16 protein-coding genes, 1 pseudogene and 1 riboswitch are annotated in these 13,640 nt (G+C 41.1%); of the genes and pseudogenes, 12 read left to right on the forward strand and 5 right to left on the reverse strand.

Annotation, left to right across the window (positions count from 1 at the left end):
* The first annotated feature begins 38 nt into the window (after positions 1 to 38).
* Positions 39 to 1,241: a M14 family zinc carboxypeptidase gene (locus tag GJU40_RS07430; RefSeq protein ID WP_154307123.1), complete on the forward strand. Its 1,203-nt coding sequence runs from the start codon at positions 39 to 41 to the stop codon at positions 1,239 to 1,241.
* A 38-nt stretch (positions 1,242 to 1,279) separates the two neighbouring features.
* Here GJU40_RS07430 and GJU40_RS07435 read toward each other — a convergent pair whose 3' ends face one another.
* On the reverse strand, positions 1,280 to 1,933 hold the full coding sequence (locus GJU40_RS07435) for an MOSC domain-containing protein (RefSeq protein WP_154307124.1): 654 nt from the start codon (positions 1,931 to 1,933) through the stop codon (positions 1,280 to 1,282).
* Between the two features lie 298 nt (positions 1,934 to 2,231).
* Between GJU40_RS07435 and GJU40_RS07440 the strand changes: the two genes are divergently transcribed.
* From GJU40_RS07440 to mgtE, 4 genes are all read left to right on the forward strand, one after another.
* Positions 2,232 to 2,921, forward strand: coding sequence for a DUF1538 domain-containing protein (locus GJU40_RS07440; protein ID WP_154307125.1), 690 nt, complete (start codon positions 2,232 to 2,234; stop codon positions 2,919 to 2,921).
* Entirely contained in the window at positions 2,921 to 3,664 is a 744-nt protein-coding gene (locus tag GJU40_RS07445; protein ID WP_154307126.1) for a DUF1538 domain-containing protein, read from the forward strand. The genes GJU40_RS07440 and GJU40_RS07445 overlap by 1 nt, the downstream gene beginning before the upstream one ends.
* Positions 3,665 to 3,798: 134 nt before the next feature.
* A complete protein-coding gene (locus GJU40_RS07450; RefSeq protein ID WP_246188298.1) occupies positions 3,799 to 4,692 on the forward strand; it encodes a YitT family protein in 894 nt (297 codons plus the stop codon).
* A gap of 95 nt (positions 4,693 to 4,787) precedes the next feature.
* Positions 4,788 to 4,951, forward strand: a riboswitch (M-box (ykoK) riboswitch).
* Between the two features lie 187 nt (positions 4,952 to 5,138).
* A complete protein-coding gene (gene mgtE, locus GJU40_RS07455) occupies positions 5,139 to 6,497 on the forward strand; it encodes a magnesium transporter (RefSeq protein WP_154307128.1) in 1,359 nt (452 codons plus the stop codon).
* Between the two features lie 56 nt (positions 6,498 to 6,553).
* Here mgtE and GJU40_RS07460 read toward each other — a convergent pair whose 3' ends face one another.
* Both GJU40_RS07460 and GJU40_RS07465 read right to left on the reverse strand, forming a co-directional pair.
* Complete coding sequence (locus GJU40_RS07460) at positions 6,554 to 6,721, reverse strand: aspartyl-phosphate phosphatase Spo0E family protein (RefSeq protein WP_425481206.1); 168 nt, start codon at positions 6,719 to 6,721, stop codon at positions 6,554 to 6,556.
* Positions 6,722 to 6,809: 88 nt separating this feature from the next.
* Positions 6,810 to 7,259: a MarR family winged helix-turn-helix transcriptional regulator gene (locus GJU40_RS07465; protein WP_154307129.1), complete on the reverse strand. Its 450-nt coding sequence runs from the start codon at positions 7,257 to 7,259 to the stop codon at positions 6,810 to 6,812.
* A gap of 116 nt (positions 7,260 to 7,375) precedes the next feature.
* On the opposite strand from GJU40_RS07465, the gene GJU40_RS07470 reads away from it, so the two are divergent.
* The 3 genes and pseudogenes from GJU40_RS07470 to GJU40_RS07480 all read left to right on the forward strand — a co-directional run bounded on the left by GJU40_RS07470 (position 7,376) and on the right by GJU40_RS07480 (position 10,010).
* Positions 7,376 to 7,792: an organic hydroperoxide resistance protein gene (locus tag GJU40_RS07470; RefSeq protein ID WP_154307130.1), complete on the forward strand. Its 417-nt coding sequence runs from the start codon at positions 7,376 to 7,378 to the stop codon at positions 7,790 to 7,792.
* Positions 7,793 to 7,987: 195 nt separating this feature from the next.
* Positions 7,988 to 8,167: pseudogene (locus GJU40_RS07475) on the forward strand (transposase); the annotation flags it as partial.
* 118 nt (positions 8,168 to 8,285) lie between these two features.
* A complete protein-coding gene (locus GJU40_RS07480; RefSeq protein WP_170289350.1) occupies positions 8,286 to 10,010 on the forward strand; it encodes a methyl-accepting chemotaxis protein in 1,725 nt (574 codons plus the stop codon).
* 53 nt (positions 10,011 to 10,063) lie between these two features.
* On the opposite strand, the gene GJU40_RS07485 is transcribed toward GJU40_RS07480, so the two are convergent.
* Entirely contained in the window at positions 10,064 to 10,396 is a 333-nt protein-coding gene (locus tag GJU40_RS07485; RefSeq protein WP_154307132.1) for a MerR family transcriptional regulator, read from the reverse strand.
* Between the two features lie 197 nt (positions 10,397 to 10,593).
* On the opposite strand from GJU40_RS07485, the gene GJU40_RS20690 reads away from it, so the two are divergent.
* Positions 10,594 to 10,734 carry a hypothetical protein gene (locus GJU40_RS20690; protein WP_170289351.1) on the forward strand — a complete coding sequence of 47 codons (141 nt, stop codon included), beginning with the start codon at positions 10,594 to 10,596 and terminating at the stop codon, positions 10,732 to 10,734.
* On the opposite strand, the gene GJU40_RS07490 is transcribed toward GJU40_RS20690, so the two are convergent.
* On the reverse strand, positions 10,731 to 11,000 hold the full coding sequence (locus GJU40_RS07490; protein ID WP_154307133.1) for a hypothetical protein: 270 nt from the start codon (positions 10,998 to 11,000) through the stop codon (positions 10,731 to 10,733). The two genes, GJU40_RS20690 and GJU40_RS07490, sit on opposite strands and share 4 nt — an antisense overlap.
* A 166-nt stretch (positions 11,001 to 11,166) precedes the next feature.
* Here GJU40_RS07490 and GJU40_RS07495 point away from each other — a divergent pair, with 166 nt between their 5' ends.
* The 3 genes from GJU40_RS07495 to GJU40_RS07505 all read left to right on the forward strand — a co-directional run bounded on the left by GJU40_RS07495 (position 11,167) and on the right by GJU40_RS07505 (position 13,316).
* On the forward strand, positions 11,167 to 11,346 hold the full coding sequence (locus tag GJU40_RS07495) for a stress protein (protein ID WP_343031454.1): 180 nt from the start codon (positions 11,167 to 11,169) through the stop codon (positions 11,344 to 11,346).
* Between the two features lie 406 nt (positions 11,347 to 11,752).
* Complete coding sequence (gene moaA, locus GJU40_RS07500) at positions 11,753 to 12,754, forward strand: GTP 3',8-cyclase MoaA (RefSeq protein WP_154307135.1); 1,002 nt, start codon at positions 11,753 to 11,755, stop codon at positions 12,752 to 12,754.
* Between the two features lie 100 nt (positions 12,755 to 12,854).
* Positions 12,855 to 13,316, forward strand: a complete 462-nt coding sequence (locus tag GJU40_RS07505; protein WP_154307136.1) for a MarR family winged helix-turn-helix transcriptional regulator — start codon at positions 12,855 to 12,857, stop codon at positions 13,314 to 13,316.
* Positions 13,317 to 13,640: the final 324 nt, after the last annotated feature.

A 13,640-nucleotide genomic window follows, 5' to 3' on the forward strand; every position in this document is an offset into this window, starting at 1 on the left:
GTAAATTCTGATAACTTATTCTGATAGGAGTGAGAAGTATGTTCAAAAACAAATCTTTACGGCTGCTGGGATCAGCGGCAATGGCTGCTGCCTTAATGGTTCCGGCGACTGTAGAGGCAGCAGGCGCTAAACCGGTTCCAGCAGGTTCGACAGTTTTATCGGTTGAAGGATTTATTAACCATGCTGAACTGGGGAAAAAGCTGCAATCTATTCAGCAGTCCAGCCAAGGTAGAGTAAAAGTGGAGGTAGCCGGAACATCAAATCGGGGCCGGGCTATTTGGAAAGCAACTGTGGGAACAGGAAAAAAAGTGATACTTGTTCAAAGTGAAATTCACGGAAATGAAAAGACGGGAACTGTGGCATTGGTTAATATCCTGCAAAAGCTGGGTTCAAATTCAGCAGAAGCGAAAAAGCTGAGAGAGGAAATTACATTGGTAGCTGTACCGATGATGAATCCGGATGCTTCCGAACTTGATCGAAGGGGAAATGATTATACATGGCAGGAAGTTCTGAAAAATTACCCGCAACTGCAGGGTGCGCAGCCTTCCTGGAATTATTATACAAGGGTGCTGCAGGGAGATGACTATGCAGCAAAGCCCGGTTTTGATGTGAACAGGGATTTTCATCCTGACTTAAATTATGTTGCGAAAAAAGAAGACTTCCCTGGTTCTTCCAATCAACCAGGCTGGTATATCACACCGGAATCCAAAGTTGTTCGAGACATTTATAAGGGTTTAAAAGCTTCTCATGGCAATGTTGATGTGTTCGTCGACCTTCATCATCAAGGATTTCCTTATGTGGAGGGAACAGACAAGGTAGTCACAATGTCTTTGTCCGGGCAGTTTGTTCCAGATCCGCGTACACCTGCCGGAGCTAAATACAGCAAGTACGCAGGAAACTATCAGTATGACTTTTCAAGGCAGCTAAACCTTGCAGCATATAATGCCCTGCAGGCTAAAGGGAATTCTATTTTTACACACATTTCGCTGTATGAACAAGGCTTGGATCTTCCAGGAACAGCATTGGGTTCTTTTGCGCTAAACGGCAGCGGAACTGTATTGTTTGAGGTAAAAGGACAGACGCAGAACTACGGACAGAAAATGAAGGGTCAGCTTGTGAAAACGGTTGAAACCGGACTGGAAGCGATTATTGAAGGATATGCAGATGACTCTGTTTATAAACTGAATCCGTTGGATTATGAAAAAATTCCCAAATCAGTATACACTCCGTTTGGAATCTAGCTTAAAACCCGCCTATGGCGGGTTTTCGTTATTTTACTTCAATCCTCTATATTGAGTTTCTCCTGCAGCTTCAGGAACTTTCTCTTCCATTCTTCCGCAAGCTCATCCAGTTGAAGAATATCAAATATAGCTTCTGCATTTTTCTTATCATGAAAGAAGATGTGGTGAATAAATGCAACGCTAAGCTTAGCAGGGTGTTCAAATATTCTAATCGGAATATCTTCTGTTTCTATTTTTCCTTCTTTAACTACGCGAAAAAAGTAACCGGTGTATCCTGTTTCAAAGATACTTTGTAACAGTTGATTCTGGCTGTTGTACAGATTGATCGTAACACAGGGAAATCTGCCCTGTGAGACTTCAAGTATCGCAGTGCCTATTGAAAAACGGTCTCCTACACAAACTTGATCCTCTACCATGCCGCTTACAGTCAAATTTTCTCCAAATGCAGCTTGCTGAAGCGGTAACCCTAATTCCTTTTCCCAATAGGTATAGTGTTCATGAGAATACACACATACGACCCGGTCTGCTCCTCCATGAAAGGAAGTATTTGCTACTGCGTCACCTGTAATTTCAGTACCTGTTACAAATAACTCTTTTTCAGCAGTTTTTGCAATGCCTGAAATAAATGATCTTCCATCTGACATCAATTTCTTAGGTTTTCCTTTGCTAAGTGAAATGATGGTGCCTTTCATAATTCTTCAAGTCCTTTCGGAGTACGGAATTTTCCACTGAAGGTTATGCTAACCCGTTTTTACTCTTCCACGTACTGAATTCGTGCCCGGATGAACCTGTTGCTGATACTCAAGGAGCTTATTGTGTCTTTTAGAATTAGAGCAGGAAGCTAAAAATATATACAATAAATGATTTCACTAATAGTGTAGCCCAGTAAACAGAACAATTCAAAGGAATTAGAGAGACTCCACTGGTTTTTTTCAGTGTTTTTAGGGGTACTAGTTGAAGTACGAAGTTGCAAAAATAGGAGGAGAGCTCTTGGATCAAATCAAAGAATCAGTCCGGGAAGTGATGCTGGCAATTTTGCCTGTTGCTGTAGTAGTCATTTTGCTGCAGTTTACAATTATTTGGCTTCCAACGGAGATGTTTATACAGTTTTTAGTAGGTTTGCTCATGGTCATGCTGGGGTTTATATTTTTTCTGGTAGGCGTTCATATGGGCCTTCTGCCAATTGGAGAAAAGATTGGAGAAGTCCTGCCAAAGTCCAACAAAATGCTGCTGGTCATTTTTACAGCATTTTTATTAGGTTTTTCAGTAACAGTGGCTGAGCCTGATGTTCGTGTCCTTGCTTCTCAGGTGGGAGAGGTATCAGAAGGCCAAATATCCTCAAATATGCTGATATTGGCAGTCGCACTGGGAGTAGGAGTTTTTATTGCAATAGCTATGGCACAGACAATCTACAAAATTCCCATTCACTATCTTTTAATTGGGGGATACGGTATTGTGTTTATCCTGGCTTCATTTACTCCTGCATCCTTCCGGTCAATCTCTTTTGATGCCGGCGGAGTGACAACAGGTCCGATAACGGTGCCGTTTATACTTGCCCTGGGTATTGGGGTAGCTTCAGTTATAAACAAGGACTCTTCTTCCAAGGAAGGGTTTGGGCTCGTTGCGCTGGCTTCTATCGGACCGATTATTGCAGTGCTTCTCCTGGGGGTGTTCATCTGATGGAAGTCAAAATCTTTGAGGGCTTTACAGACATTTTAATGGAAGTTGCTTTTGCGGTTACTCCTCTTCTTTTCTTCTTTTTGGTCTTTCAGATATTCTTTTTGAAATTGCCTAAAGAACAGATTGCCAGAATTGCTTTTGGCTTTGTTTTTACCTATATCGGACTTGCGTTATTTCTTCAGGGGGTGCATATCGGGTTCATGCCGGTTGGAAGAGAAATGGGTCAGATCATGGGGCAGCTTCCTTACACATGGATTATAGTCCCGATCGGCTTTGTGCTCGGATTTGTTGCTACTTTTGCTGAACCGGCTGTCCGTGTTCTGAATAAAAAAATTGAATCGGTGTCTTCCGGAAATTTGTCTCAAAGAGTGATGCTGATCTCGCTGTCTGTAGGAGTAGGTTTTTCCATAGCTCTGTCCATGTTTCGAATTCTTGCTGGAATTCCGCTGTTTTATATTTTGATTCCCGGATATACAGCTGCTTTGATCTTACTGTATTTTACAAATAAAAACTTTATTGAAATCGCGTTTGATTCCGGCGGTGTTGCAACAGGACCTATGACAGTTACGTTTATTCTATCTATTGCGGTAGGTGTGGCTGCGGTTACTGAGGGTCGTGATCCGCTGATGGATGGTTTTGGCATGATTGCACTTGTTGCGCTGGCTCCAATTATTTCAGTGCTGATTTTGGGCATTATCATGGATAAAAAAGGGATAAAGAATCTGGGGGAGTCTGAGAACTGACGTCCGCATGCTAAATGGAAAGTATACACATTAGGTGCCTTCATTAACTGAAAAGAAGCATGTCTGCCAAGGGCTTATGATATAATATGATATCTGGTCATACCCATTATTATGTAAGAAAGGGAGTGATCTCCTTGGCGGAATTAGAGCTTGGGCTTCCGGTTAAAAACAATCACAGGAAGCTGTCACCAACAGAAATTACAAAAAGAGGTATTTTCATTTTACTCGGCGCAGTTTTAATGGCTGTTGGATTAGAACTTTTTCTAGTCCCAAACAACATTCTTGACGGCGGCATCGTCGGCATCAGCATCATCCTTTCCCATTTAACGGGATTCAAATTGGGCTTATTCATCTTTTTACTGAATATTCCTTTTTTCTACCTGGGCTATAAGCAAATTGGCAAAACTTTTGCACTTTCCACCCTGTCAGGCATTGCCGTACTATCTGTTTCTACAACCTTGCTTCATCATACACCTAGCTTTACAGAGGATCTGCTACTAGCTACTGTATTTGGCGGAATTATTCTAGGCGTGGGAGTGGGTTTGGTTATCCGGAATGGCGGATCGCTTGATGGGACAGAAATACTTGCAATTCTGTTTAATAAAAGAATTCCTTTTTCTGTCGGTGAAATGATTATGTTTTTCAATTTGTTCATATTTACGACAGCAGGCTTTGTGTTTGGCTGGGACAGGGCTATGTACAGTTTTATCGCATATTTTATTGCCTTCAAAACGATTGATGTTGTCATTCAGGGGCTGGATGAGTCAAAGTCTGCCTGGATAATCAGCGATCAGCATAAAGAAATCGGAGAAGCAATCCTTGCCAGGCTTGGGCGCGGAGTAACCTACCTTTCTGGTGAGGGAGCTTATTCTGGGGACGAGAAAAAAGTGATTTTCTGTATTATAACCAGACTTGAAGAAGCGAAGCTGAAAGCCATTGTAGAAGAGCTTGACGATCATGCGTTTTTCGCTGTAGGTAATATCAATGAGGTAAAAGGCGGCAGATTTAAGAAGAAAGACATTCATTAAGGAAAAATGGGTGTACACTTTTTACATGCTTGCCATAAAATAAATTGACACAGAGCTTAAAATTCTGTAACCTCAGTTTGTAATGAGAAATTTCATAGGAACTTCGTTAGGTGAGGCTCCTGTACGGAGATATGCTGCTGCCCAAAAATGTCCAAAGACGCCAATGGGTCAACAGAAACTATCGAATTAAGGTGGTTTTTAACGTAGCTGGCTGTGTCCTATGCCGTACAGTGCTAAAGCTCTACGAATGAAGGTTTATTTGGCATGCTTGCATAAACGCACCTTCATTTGGGTGCGTTTTTTTATGAAATCAACATGGAGGTGTTGAGATGGATGGTCCCAGTATACCCTTTAGTTTAAAAAGATTAATAGCAGCAAAGAAGAAACAGGCCATACCATCGGCACGGTAACGCACTGGCAGGCCTGGGAACAGGAGGCGTTTTTCCATGGTGAAAAATATGACATATGATGAAATACTGCTAAGAATTATTCTTCTTTTAAAGGATGGAAAAAGAAAAGAATTTAGAGAATTGGTAGATGAGCTGCAGCCATATGATATGGCCAGTATTTATAAAGAACTTCCTGATAAGCATCACAGCCGGTTTTTCAGCTTTTTGAACGTTGATGACATTACCGAGCTTATGCAGGAGCTGGAACGTCCCTATCAGCTTGCGATGTTTCAAAAGGTAGGCAAGGAAAAGGGAATTAAGGTCATGAACAAAATGGATAATGATGACCTGGCCCAGCTTCTTGATGAACTGGATCCTGACTTGAAAGAGCATCTTCTTTCCAGTATGGAAATTTCAGAATCAGAGGCAGTTCAAACCTTGATGAACTACCCGGCTGAGACTGCCGGAAGAATCATGACTAACAGATTTGTGTGGATTCCAAAGCATTATACAGTTAAAGATGCTGTTACAAAGCTGAAGCTGTTTGCTGAAATCGCTGAATCCATTAACTATTTATATGTGATAAATGAAGAAAAACAGCTTGTAGGTGTTATTTCCTACCGTGATTTAATTTTGGGAGAGCCTCAGGATAAAATCGAAGATATTATGTACTCAAGGGTGATATCCATTGGTGCCTATGAAGATCAGGAAGTAGTTGCCAGATTAATAGAAAGATATGACTTTCTCGCCATTCCGGTTGTTGAAGAAAATCATGTCCTTGTAGGCATAATTACAGTCGATGACGTTATCGATATTGTGATTCAAGAAGCAAATGAAGATTATGAAAAATTTGCGGCCTCCGGCGGATCTATTGATTTTGATACAAGGGCTCTGGTAGCGTCCTACAGAAGGCTGCCGTGGCTGATTCTCCTTTTGTTTATCGGCTTGGTTTCTGGAAGCATCATCAGCTTTTTTGAAGGTACGCTGGAGAAGGTCGTCGCGCTGGCCTTCTTTATGCCGATGATAGCTGGTATGACCGGAAACACAGGAACGCAGTCGCTTGCTGTAGTAGTAAGAGGGCTTGTAACAAGAGAGGTTGACAGAAATACAGTTTTGAAGCTTCTTGGCAGAGAGCTGGGTGTCGGCCTTATTATCGGAGCAGTGTGCGGTCTGTTGATTACACTGATTGCGCTGGTTTGGCGGGGAGACCCTCTGCTCGGATTTGTAGTAGGTTCATCGCTGTTCCTGACTTTGATAATCGGAACAATGGCCGGCACAATCATTCCGCTTATTCTGCACAAATTTAACGTGGATCCTGCCATTGCATCCGGTCCCCTGATCACTACTTTAAATGATATTCTCAGCTTGATGATCTACTTTGGTATTGCAACTGCATTTTTAAATCAATTGATGTAATAGATTAAGCCCCGTTCCTGAAGAACGGGGCTTTTACTATTAATAGATACGCCAGGTTATTTGCTTTTCGAGGGAGGGATGATTTCTTGAGATTTAAAAGACAAATTCAGTATTTTATCAAGATGCTGGCTCGCGGCTAACGTTTCTTTAGAAGTATAGCCATATTTGGAAGCGGCCTGCAGCATACTTTCTCTGTATTCTTCAATTCTCTGCTCATACATCATTACACCCTCCTTCGCTTTTTTTCTCTTAATATTCTTATCGGGAGAAAAACAACATTTGTTAAGTTTTTCCTTTTAAAGGTTAGGAATTCTACTGCTCCTCTTTTGCAGCTGTTAATTTTGTTAACAAGCCTTGAAATTCCTCTAAGAGTTTCAAATATTCCTCTGAGGTTAACCCGCTTTGCTCTATTAAAAAGGGAGGTACCTCAAGAGCTCTTTCCCTTAATTTCTCGCCTTTCTCGGAAAGGGATATGACTACCCTTCTCTCATCTTCAACAGATCTTTTTCTCAAAATCAACTGATGGTCCTCAAGTCTTTTTAAAAGAGGTGTTAAAGTACCGGAATCCAAAAAAAGCTGATTTCCAAGCTCTGTCACAGTTATATTTTTATGTTCCCAAAGTACGAGTAAAACCAGATATTGAGGGTATGTTATTTGTAGACTGTTTAAAATAGGCCGGTATAGTTTGGTCATTTCCCTTGAACAGGCATACACCGTAAAACACAGCTGATTATGCAGGCGTAGGCTCTCTTGATCGTTCATTCTATCCCTCCTGAGTCCTTTTGCTTGTCATAGTATTATAGCTGAGGTAAACTGATTTTGTAAAATTAAATTGCCCACAATTTAATTTCATTACTAATGGAATGGAGTGAAGTGAAATGGAACCACTTTATACTGCAAAAGTGAACGCTACTGGAGGAAGAGACGGAAGAGTCCAATCAGAGGACGGCTTTATTGATCTGCCTTTAACAATGCCAAAAGGTCTTGGCGGAAGCGGTGCTGAAGGAACAAACCCTGAGCAGCTGTTTGCTGCAGGCTATGCTGCATGCTTTGACGGTGCCTTGAATCTTGTTGCTAGAAACGAGAAAGTAAAGGTTGGCAAAACAACAGTTACTTCAGACGTTTCAATTGGCAAGGATACTGACGGAGGCTTCAAGCTGAGCGTTGTACTGGAAGTAGAGGTTCCTGACGTTTCACGCGAACAGGCAGAAGAGCTTGTTGAAAAAGCCCATGGAGTTTGCCCGTATTCCAAGGCAACAAGAGGAAACATTGATGTTGAGCTAAAAGTTAAATGAGTGTGAGATCATAAAAAAGAGACTGTATTAGTTTTAAGTCTCTCAGACTGTAGACAAACTCAAACAATTGAGTTTGCCTACAGTCTTTTTTAAATTAATATAAAGTGATAGCCATTGAATCTGTTGATTACCGTTCCGGGCGAACGCTTTCCGCGGGGTGAGACTTGAGCTTTCTCAGTCGCAAAGCTCCTTGGACGCAAGGAAACGATCCAACGTGTGTTTGCCGATGCAAAGGAGAAGCATGGTATGCGATGGACAACCTTACGATATCTAGAAAAACTGTCCATGCAAGCGATGCTTACTGTTTTCCCAATGAATTTAAAGAAGTTGGCTTTACTTCTGCGTGCAGGTCTTAACACCCCTCTCTCTATCTAAAAACTTTTATTATTTATCAATGAATTAGGTTTTTTTCCAACAATATTATTATTTTAAATACTCAAATAGTTCGAAAGTTTGACGATATAATATGTATCCATGGATACAGGAGGGGACCATGAAACAGTTAAAGAAACAGAAAAAGACAAGTAAGATCAACGCAAAGAAAAGTTCTTTGCAGGGCAAGCTGTTTAAAGCATTTGGCATTATTGTGGTGCTCTGCCTGCTGATGTCTGGCTTCAATTTTTTCAGCATGACATTTATACATAACGGAACAGAAAAGATTGTCGAAAAAGAAAGCAAGGCCCTCATTCAATCTGAACAGTTGCGCTATAACATGGCTCAACAGATCTCATCAGTTAGAGCTTTTTTCCTGTACAGAAGCGGAAAATATCAGAGTGAAGTAGCCCAACTTCAGAAAGACAGTGAAATTCTGAAACAAGGTATGCTGCAACTTTCGAATAATCAGGAGGTTGAAAACGTAATCAAGCAGGCTGACAATTGGGAAAGGGAATTGAATGAAAATGTGATAAAGCCAGCTTCAGCAGGCATGAAAGTTTCTGCTGAACAATCTTTTAAGAAGCTTGAGTCACAATCCGAAAATTTGGTTGCTCAGCTGGATGAAATAGCAAAATCCAGCGAAAAGCAAATTAGTGATGCTGGTGCACAAATCATCAGCAGCGGTAATACAATGCGTATCCTGGGGCTGGCCATTTCTATACTGATTGTAGGGATCAGCGCATTCTTGGCATTTAACATTTCAAAATCCATTACGCTGCCGCTGAAAAAGTTATCCCGTCATCTAAGTGAAATCTCCAAAGGAAATTTGCATCACGAACCATTGCACTACAAAGGAAAGGACGAAGTGGGAGACTTGGTTGAATCGGTTAATGGCATGAATGATCAGCTGAAACTGCTTGTCGGAGAAATATTCAAAGCATCACGGCAGGTTGGCGAGCAAAGCGGTCACTTGCTTCACTCTTCCTCTGAAGTGAGAGAAGGCAGTGAACAAATTGCTTCCACGATGCAGGAGCTCACTTCCGGCGCAGAAAACCAAGCATCATCCGCATCACAACTCTCAGGTGCTATGGCAGACTTTCTGGAAAAAATTCAGACTGCAAATGAAGCCAGCGCCAGCGCTTATACAACTTCTAAAGCAGCTATCAGTCAGACCAGCGCGGGTACTCTGCTGATGACAAAATCAGTTGATCAAATGACAACAATACATGATTTAATGAAGGGGACTGTGGAAAAGATGAAAAGTCTTGGAGAACAGTCAAAGGAAATTTCCAAGCTTGTAGCAGTGATTCAAACGATAGCAGATCAAACCAATCTGCTTGCACTGAACGCAGCGATAGAAGCTGCGCGGGCAGGAGAGCACGGAAAAGGGTTTGCTGTAGTTGCTGATGAAGTGAGAAAGCTTGCGGAGCAAGTATCAAGCTCTATTGTAGATATTCATAGCATAGCAGCCAATGTGGGCAAGGAAACGGATGAGGTGACTCACAACCTGAACGGCGGGTACGCAGAAATTGTGAAAGGTACTGAATCTGTTCATAAAACAGGTGAATCTTTTGCAGTCATAAAAGTCCATATAGAAGAGATGTCGGCCGGCATTCAGGAAATGCAGGAGCATTTTCAAGATATTTTGTTAAATGGTTCAGCCATGAATTCAGCAATCACAAATATCGCGTCAGTATCGCAGGAATCTGCGGCAGGAATTGAACAAACTGCTGCATCCGCCGAACAGGCTAATTCGGCAATGGAAGGCATTCATGGAAATGCGGAATCACTTTCCGGCTTATCAAAAAAACTGACAGAAACGGTAAATAAGTTCACATTTTAACGTTCTTATCTGAAAAACCCTGCTGTATGCACACAGCAGGGTTTTCTTCGCATTTATGGGCGCCCTCGCTGAAACTGGGCATTGATCTGTCCTCTCAGCATCTGCTTTTTCAAGCCGGCTTTATTCAGTTCTCTTTGCTCTTTCTTTCTCATTTCCTTTAAAATTTCAGCTGTTTGCACACCGTCTTCACGGTGATTGGCAATTTCCATTAATCTTTCGACATCTGTAAAGGAGTATTTTCTGGTTCCTTTATTTGTTCTATGAGGCAGCACAAGCTTTCTTTCTTCGTAATATCGGATTTGCCTCACAGATAAACCTGTTAGCTCACTGACAGTTCCGATAGAAATTACTTTTCTCTCCCGGTAGGAGGTTTCCCCACTGCTCAACGTCTCACCTCATTAACTAACAATATTTTCTTTATTATACTGCTCAGAATATTAAGAAAGAAGGGTTTTGTGAGGAAATCTTACATGAAGGAGCAGAAATTTTATATTTTCAGTGAGATTATATTACATAAGTAAAGATAATAAATTTTATCAGTTTTATACTTTATATTAACAAGATAAAGAGGAGCTGAAAAGAATTGAGTGACATACGTGCAGAACAGCTGGCTGAGGAATTAATCAGGCTTGATCTCAAGCGAGATGAGCTTTGGGAGGAACTGTTAAAGGCGGCAGGATCCAAAGCGTATTTATTGCTTAGATGTGCACAAAACAAAGCTTAAGAAGACACTTTTTCTTCCATTGAAGATGTGCAGATGAAAAACAGCGAGCGAAAAATATGGGCAACGTAAAGATCATCAAACATAGCAGTCACATCAGCAAAAGAAGCTGTTTTCTCTTCAAAAACAAACATCTGATAACCAGAGTCGAATTTTTTCTTAAAAAGATAAAGCTGTGAATGCTTTGGTTCATCAGTGTTCAAGCAATAGATGTCTGTAACGCCTCGCTGAATAGAATATAGTAAAGGAACAAAGTTTTTAAGACTCATAAGCAGCCTCCTGTTTTTTTGAACAGTGTAGACTGCCTGCCTCAATTTTAATCATAATTATAAAAATCTTAATATCTCCATGGCTAAATTTTACATTGAATTAATCATGCACTAATAATGATTGGTTATTTTAGAGGTAAGAATCTGCTGAATGGAGCTGATACAGGTGAAAAAGTGGCTTTTAACTGCTCTGGAAGAGCAAAGAGATTATTATTCAAAACAACTTCTGGCTATCGGAGTTTATAATCAGTCAGTATTAAAGAATATGACAATAACTGAACTGAAAAGCGAGTATCATTACTTTTACCACTGCATACCTGAAGTAAAAAGAAAGAAAACGCAGTAAAAGATTTCTATAGGTTTTCCTGATAGAGGAGCCACACATGTTAGCAGTCCAAGTTTCTAAAATTAGGCTGTTTCTTTTGGTATTAAGAAAGTTCCAGGGCCATGATAGTTGAAGTTTTATGAAAGTTGCAATAATCATCTGGTGGTTGGAAAAGGGTTGAAGAGGACTGGTTAGATTGCATAGCAATGATTAGAAATGCCGCGCTTAAAGGCCCTCAACATATTAAGCGAAAGTATCCGTTGATTCAAACACATGATCTGCTGCATCACAGCACTTAAATAGGCAGAGGAAATACAGCTATGTACTCATGAATGAGGGCGTAACATCAAGATAACAAATCATGCACTTCAATATCCTTTGCTGACATGATATAGTTATCTCAAAATCCCAGACGGGAGCTGACTAAATGGGTGTGATTGACACGTTAAACCGGCCGTTGAGAAATCTAAGAATTTCTGTCACCGACCGCTGTAACCTGCGGTGCACGTACTGCATGCCGGCTGAAATTTTTGGCCCCAATTACAAATTTTTAGAAACTGATAAATTGCTGAGTTTTGAGGAGATAGGCACTTTGGCTGCTTCTTTTTCACATCTTGGGGTAAACAAGATCAGGCTGACAGGCGGCGAGCCTCTTCTTCGGAGAAATCTGCCTCAGCTTCTATCTATCCTTGCTGAAATACCCGGCATAACTGATATTGCTTTGACAACCAACGGCATACTTCTGCCCAAGCTTGCGGAGGAGCTAAAAAGAAGCGGGCTGAATAGAGTCAACATCAGCCTCGACAGTTTGGATGAGGAAACATTCCGGAGGATGAATGGCAGGAATGTTTCACCGGAAGCTGTGCTTAAAGGGATAAATTCTGCAAGGGAAGCCGGGCTCGGCGTTAAAATCAACAGTGTGGTAAAAAAAGGCAGCAATGAACATCAAGTAAGGGCATTGGCGGAATATTTTTTTCATATGGGCATTACGGTAAGGTTTATAGAGTTTATGGATGTAGGCAGTACAAATAACTGGCAGGCAGAAAGTGTTTCTGTCATGGAAGAAATGCTGAAGCAAATTAGCAGTTGGAAAGACATCGAGCCAATAAAGGGTGAGTTTGGTGAAGTAGCTAAAAGGTACAGATATACAGGCACTGATAGAGAGGTAGGCTTCATCTCATCCATTTCAGAAAGCTTTTGTTCTTCCTGTACAAGGGCGCGGATATCTGCGGAAGGTAAATTGTATACATGTTTATTTACGGACAGCGGACACGATCTTAAGGAGCTTTTAAAACAGGGTTATACAGAACTGCAGCTCTCAGACAGGCTTGCAGAGCTGTGGAAAGTAAGAGATGACAAATATTCAGAAGAAAGAATGAATAGAAAACAAAAGCGTAACAAAGTGGAAATGTCTTACATAGGAGGCTGATTTTCTTTTTGAAAAGGTTTTCATAGATTCTTGCCACCTTTCATAGTAAAATAATATTGTGGAAGTTTGAATTTTGAGAAATTTAAAGAGGGCGATAAGTATGAGACTGACTTATACACAAGAAGAGATAGATAGGGCAAATACCCTGTTCAAAATCTTTGCCAGGGCTTTTAAAAGTGTTTCAGAACACTCCATCAGGGACAGTAAGGAACATGGATTCAATCCGACTGAATTTGCTGTGCTGGAGCTTCTGTACACAAAGGGCCCTCAAAAGCTGCAGCAAATCGGCTCAAGACTGCTTCTGGTCAGTGGAAATGTCACTTATGTCATTGATAAATTAGAAAAAAACAACTATATCTTCAGGGAGCAGGATCCAAAGGATAAAAGGTCCATATATGCAAAGCTGACGGATAAGGGCACGAACTACATGGATGACATCTACCCCATTCATGCGCTGCGTATGACGAGGGCATTCTCCGGACTGTCCGCCGAGGAACAGGAACAGCTCATTGCCCTCCTGAAAAAGGCGGGACTGCACAGCCAGCACTTATTGTTTAGGTAATGATGAGGGATTTGAAACTCGTTAATAGGCTGATGAAGGATAAAAGTGAATGGAAAAGCTTTGGAAATGTCCTTCATGGGGGTGATGAAGGACATTTTCGAGTGGAAAAGCAAGGGGAATGTCCTTCATAAGGGCGATGAAGGACAAAAGTGAGCGGAAAATCATCAGAAATGTCCTTCATGGGGGTGATGAAGGACATTTTCGAGTGGAAAAGCAAGGGAAATGTCCTTCATAAAGGCGATGAAGGAGTCAAGTCCTTAATATTGTGTAAAATTCCTTACAAGTGTTTTCAACAGTTAAATGGTTATATGAATTATCCCCTTA

The sequence above is a fragment of the Metabacillus lacus genome (assembly GCF_009674805.1).
GTDB lineage: Bacteria > Bacillota > Bacilli > Bacillales > Bacillaceae > Metabacillus_C > Metabacillus_C lacus.

What these genes read in the sequence shown, in the direction of transcription:
- GJU40_RS07490 (WP_154307133.1), bottom strand. Translation starts at nt 11,000, where the DNA reads ATGAGTCTTAAAAACTTTGTTCCTTTACTATATTCTATTCAGCGAGGC.
- GJU40_RS07465 (WP_154307129.1), bottom strand. Translation starts at nt 7,259, where the DNA reads ATGAACGATCAAGAGAGCCTACGCCTGCATAATCAGCTGTGTTTTACG.
- mgtE (WP_154307128.1), top strand. Translation starts at nt 5,139, where the DNA reads ATGGTGAAAAATATGACATATGATGAAATACTGCTAAGAATTATTCTT.
- GJU40_RS07445 (WP_154307126.1), top strand. Translation starts at nt 2,921, where the DNA reads ATGGAAGTCAAAATCTTTGAGGGCTTTACAGACATTTTAATGGAAGTT.
- GJU40_RS07470 (WP_154307130.1), top strand. Translation starts at nt 7,376, where the DNA reads ATGGAACCACTTTATACTGCAAAAGTGAACGCTACTGGAGGAAGAGAC.
- GJU40_RS07435 (WP_154307124.1), bottom strand. Translation starts at nt 1,933, where the DNA reads ATGAAAGGCACCATCATTTCACTTAGCAAAGGAAAACCTAAGAAATTG.
- GJU40_RS07430 (WP_154307123.1), top strand. Translation starts at nt 39, where the DNA reads ATGTTCAAAAACAAATCTTTACGGCTGCTGGGATCAGCGGCAATGGCT.
- moaA (WP_154307135.1), top strand. Translation starts at nt 11,753, where the DNA reads ATGGGTGTGATTGACACGTTAAACCGGCCGTTGAGAAATCTAAGAATT.
- GJU40_RS07460 (WP_425481206.1), bottom strand. Translation starts at nt 6,721, where the DNA reads ATGATGTATGAGCAGAGAATTGAAGAATACAGAGAAAGTATGCTGCAG.
- GJU40_RS07480 (WP_170289350.1), top strand. Translation starts at nt 8,286, where the DNA reads ATGAAACAGTTAAAGAAACAGAAAAAGACAAGTAAGATCAACGCAAAG.
- GJU40_RS07505 (WP_154307136.1), top strand. Translation starts at nt 12,855, where the DNA reads ATGAGACTGACTTATACACAAGAAGAGATAGATAGGGCAAATACCCTG.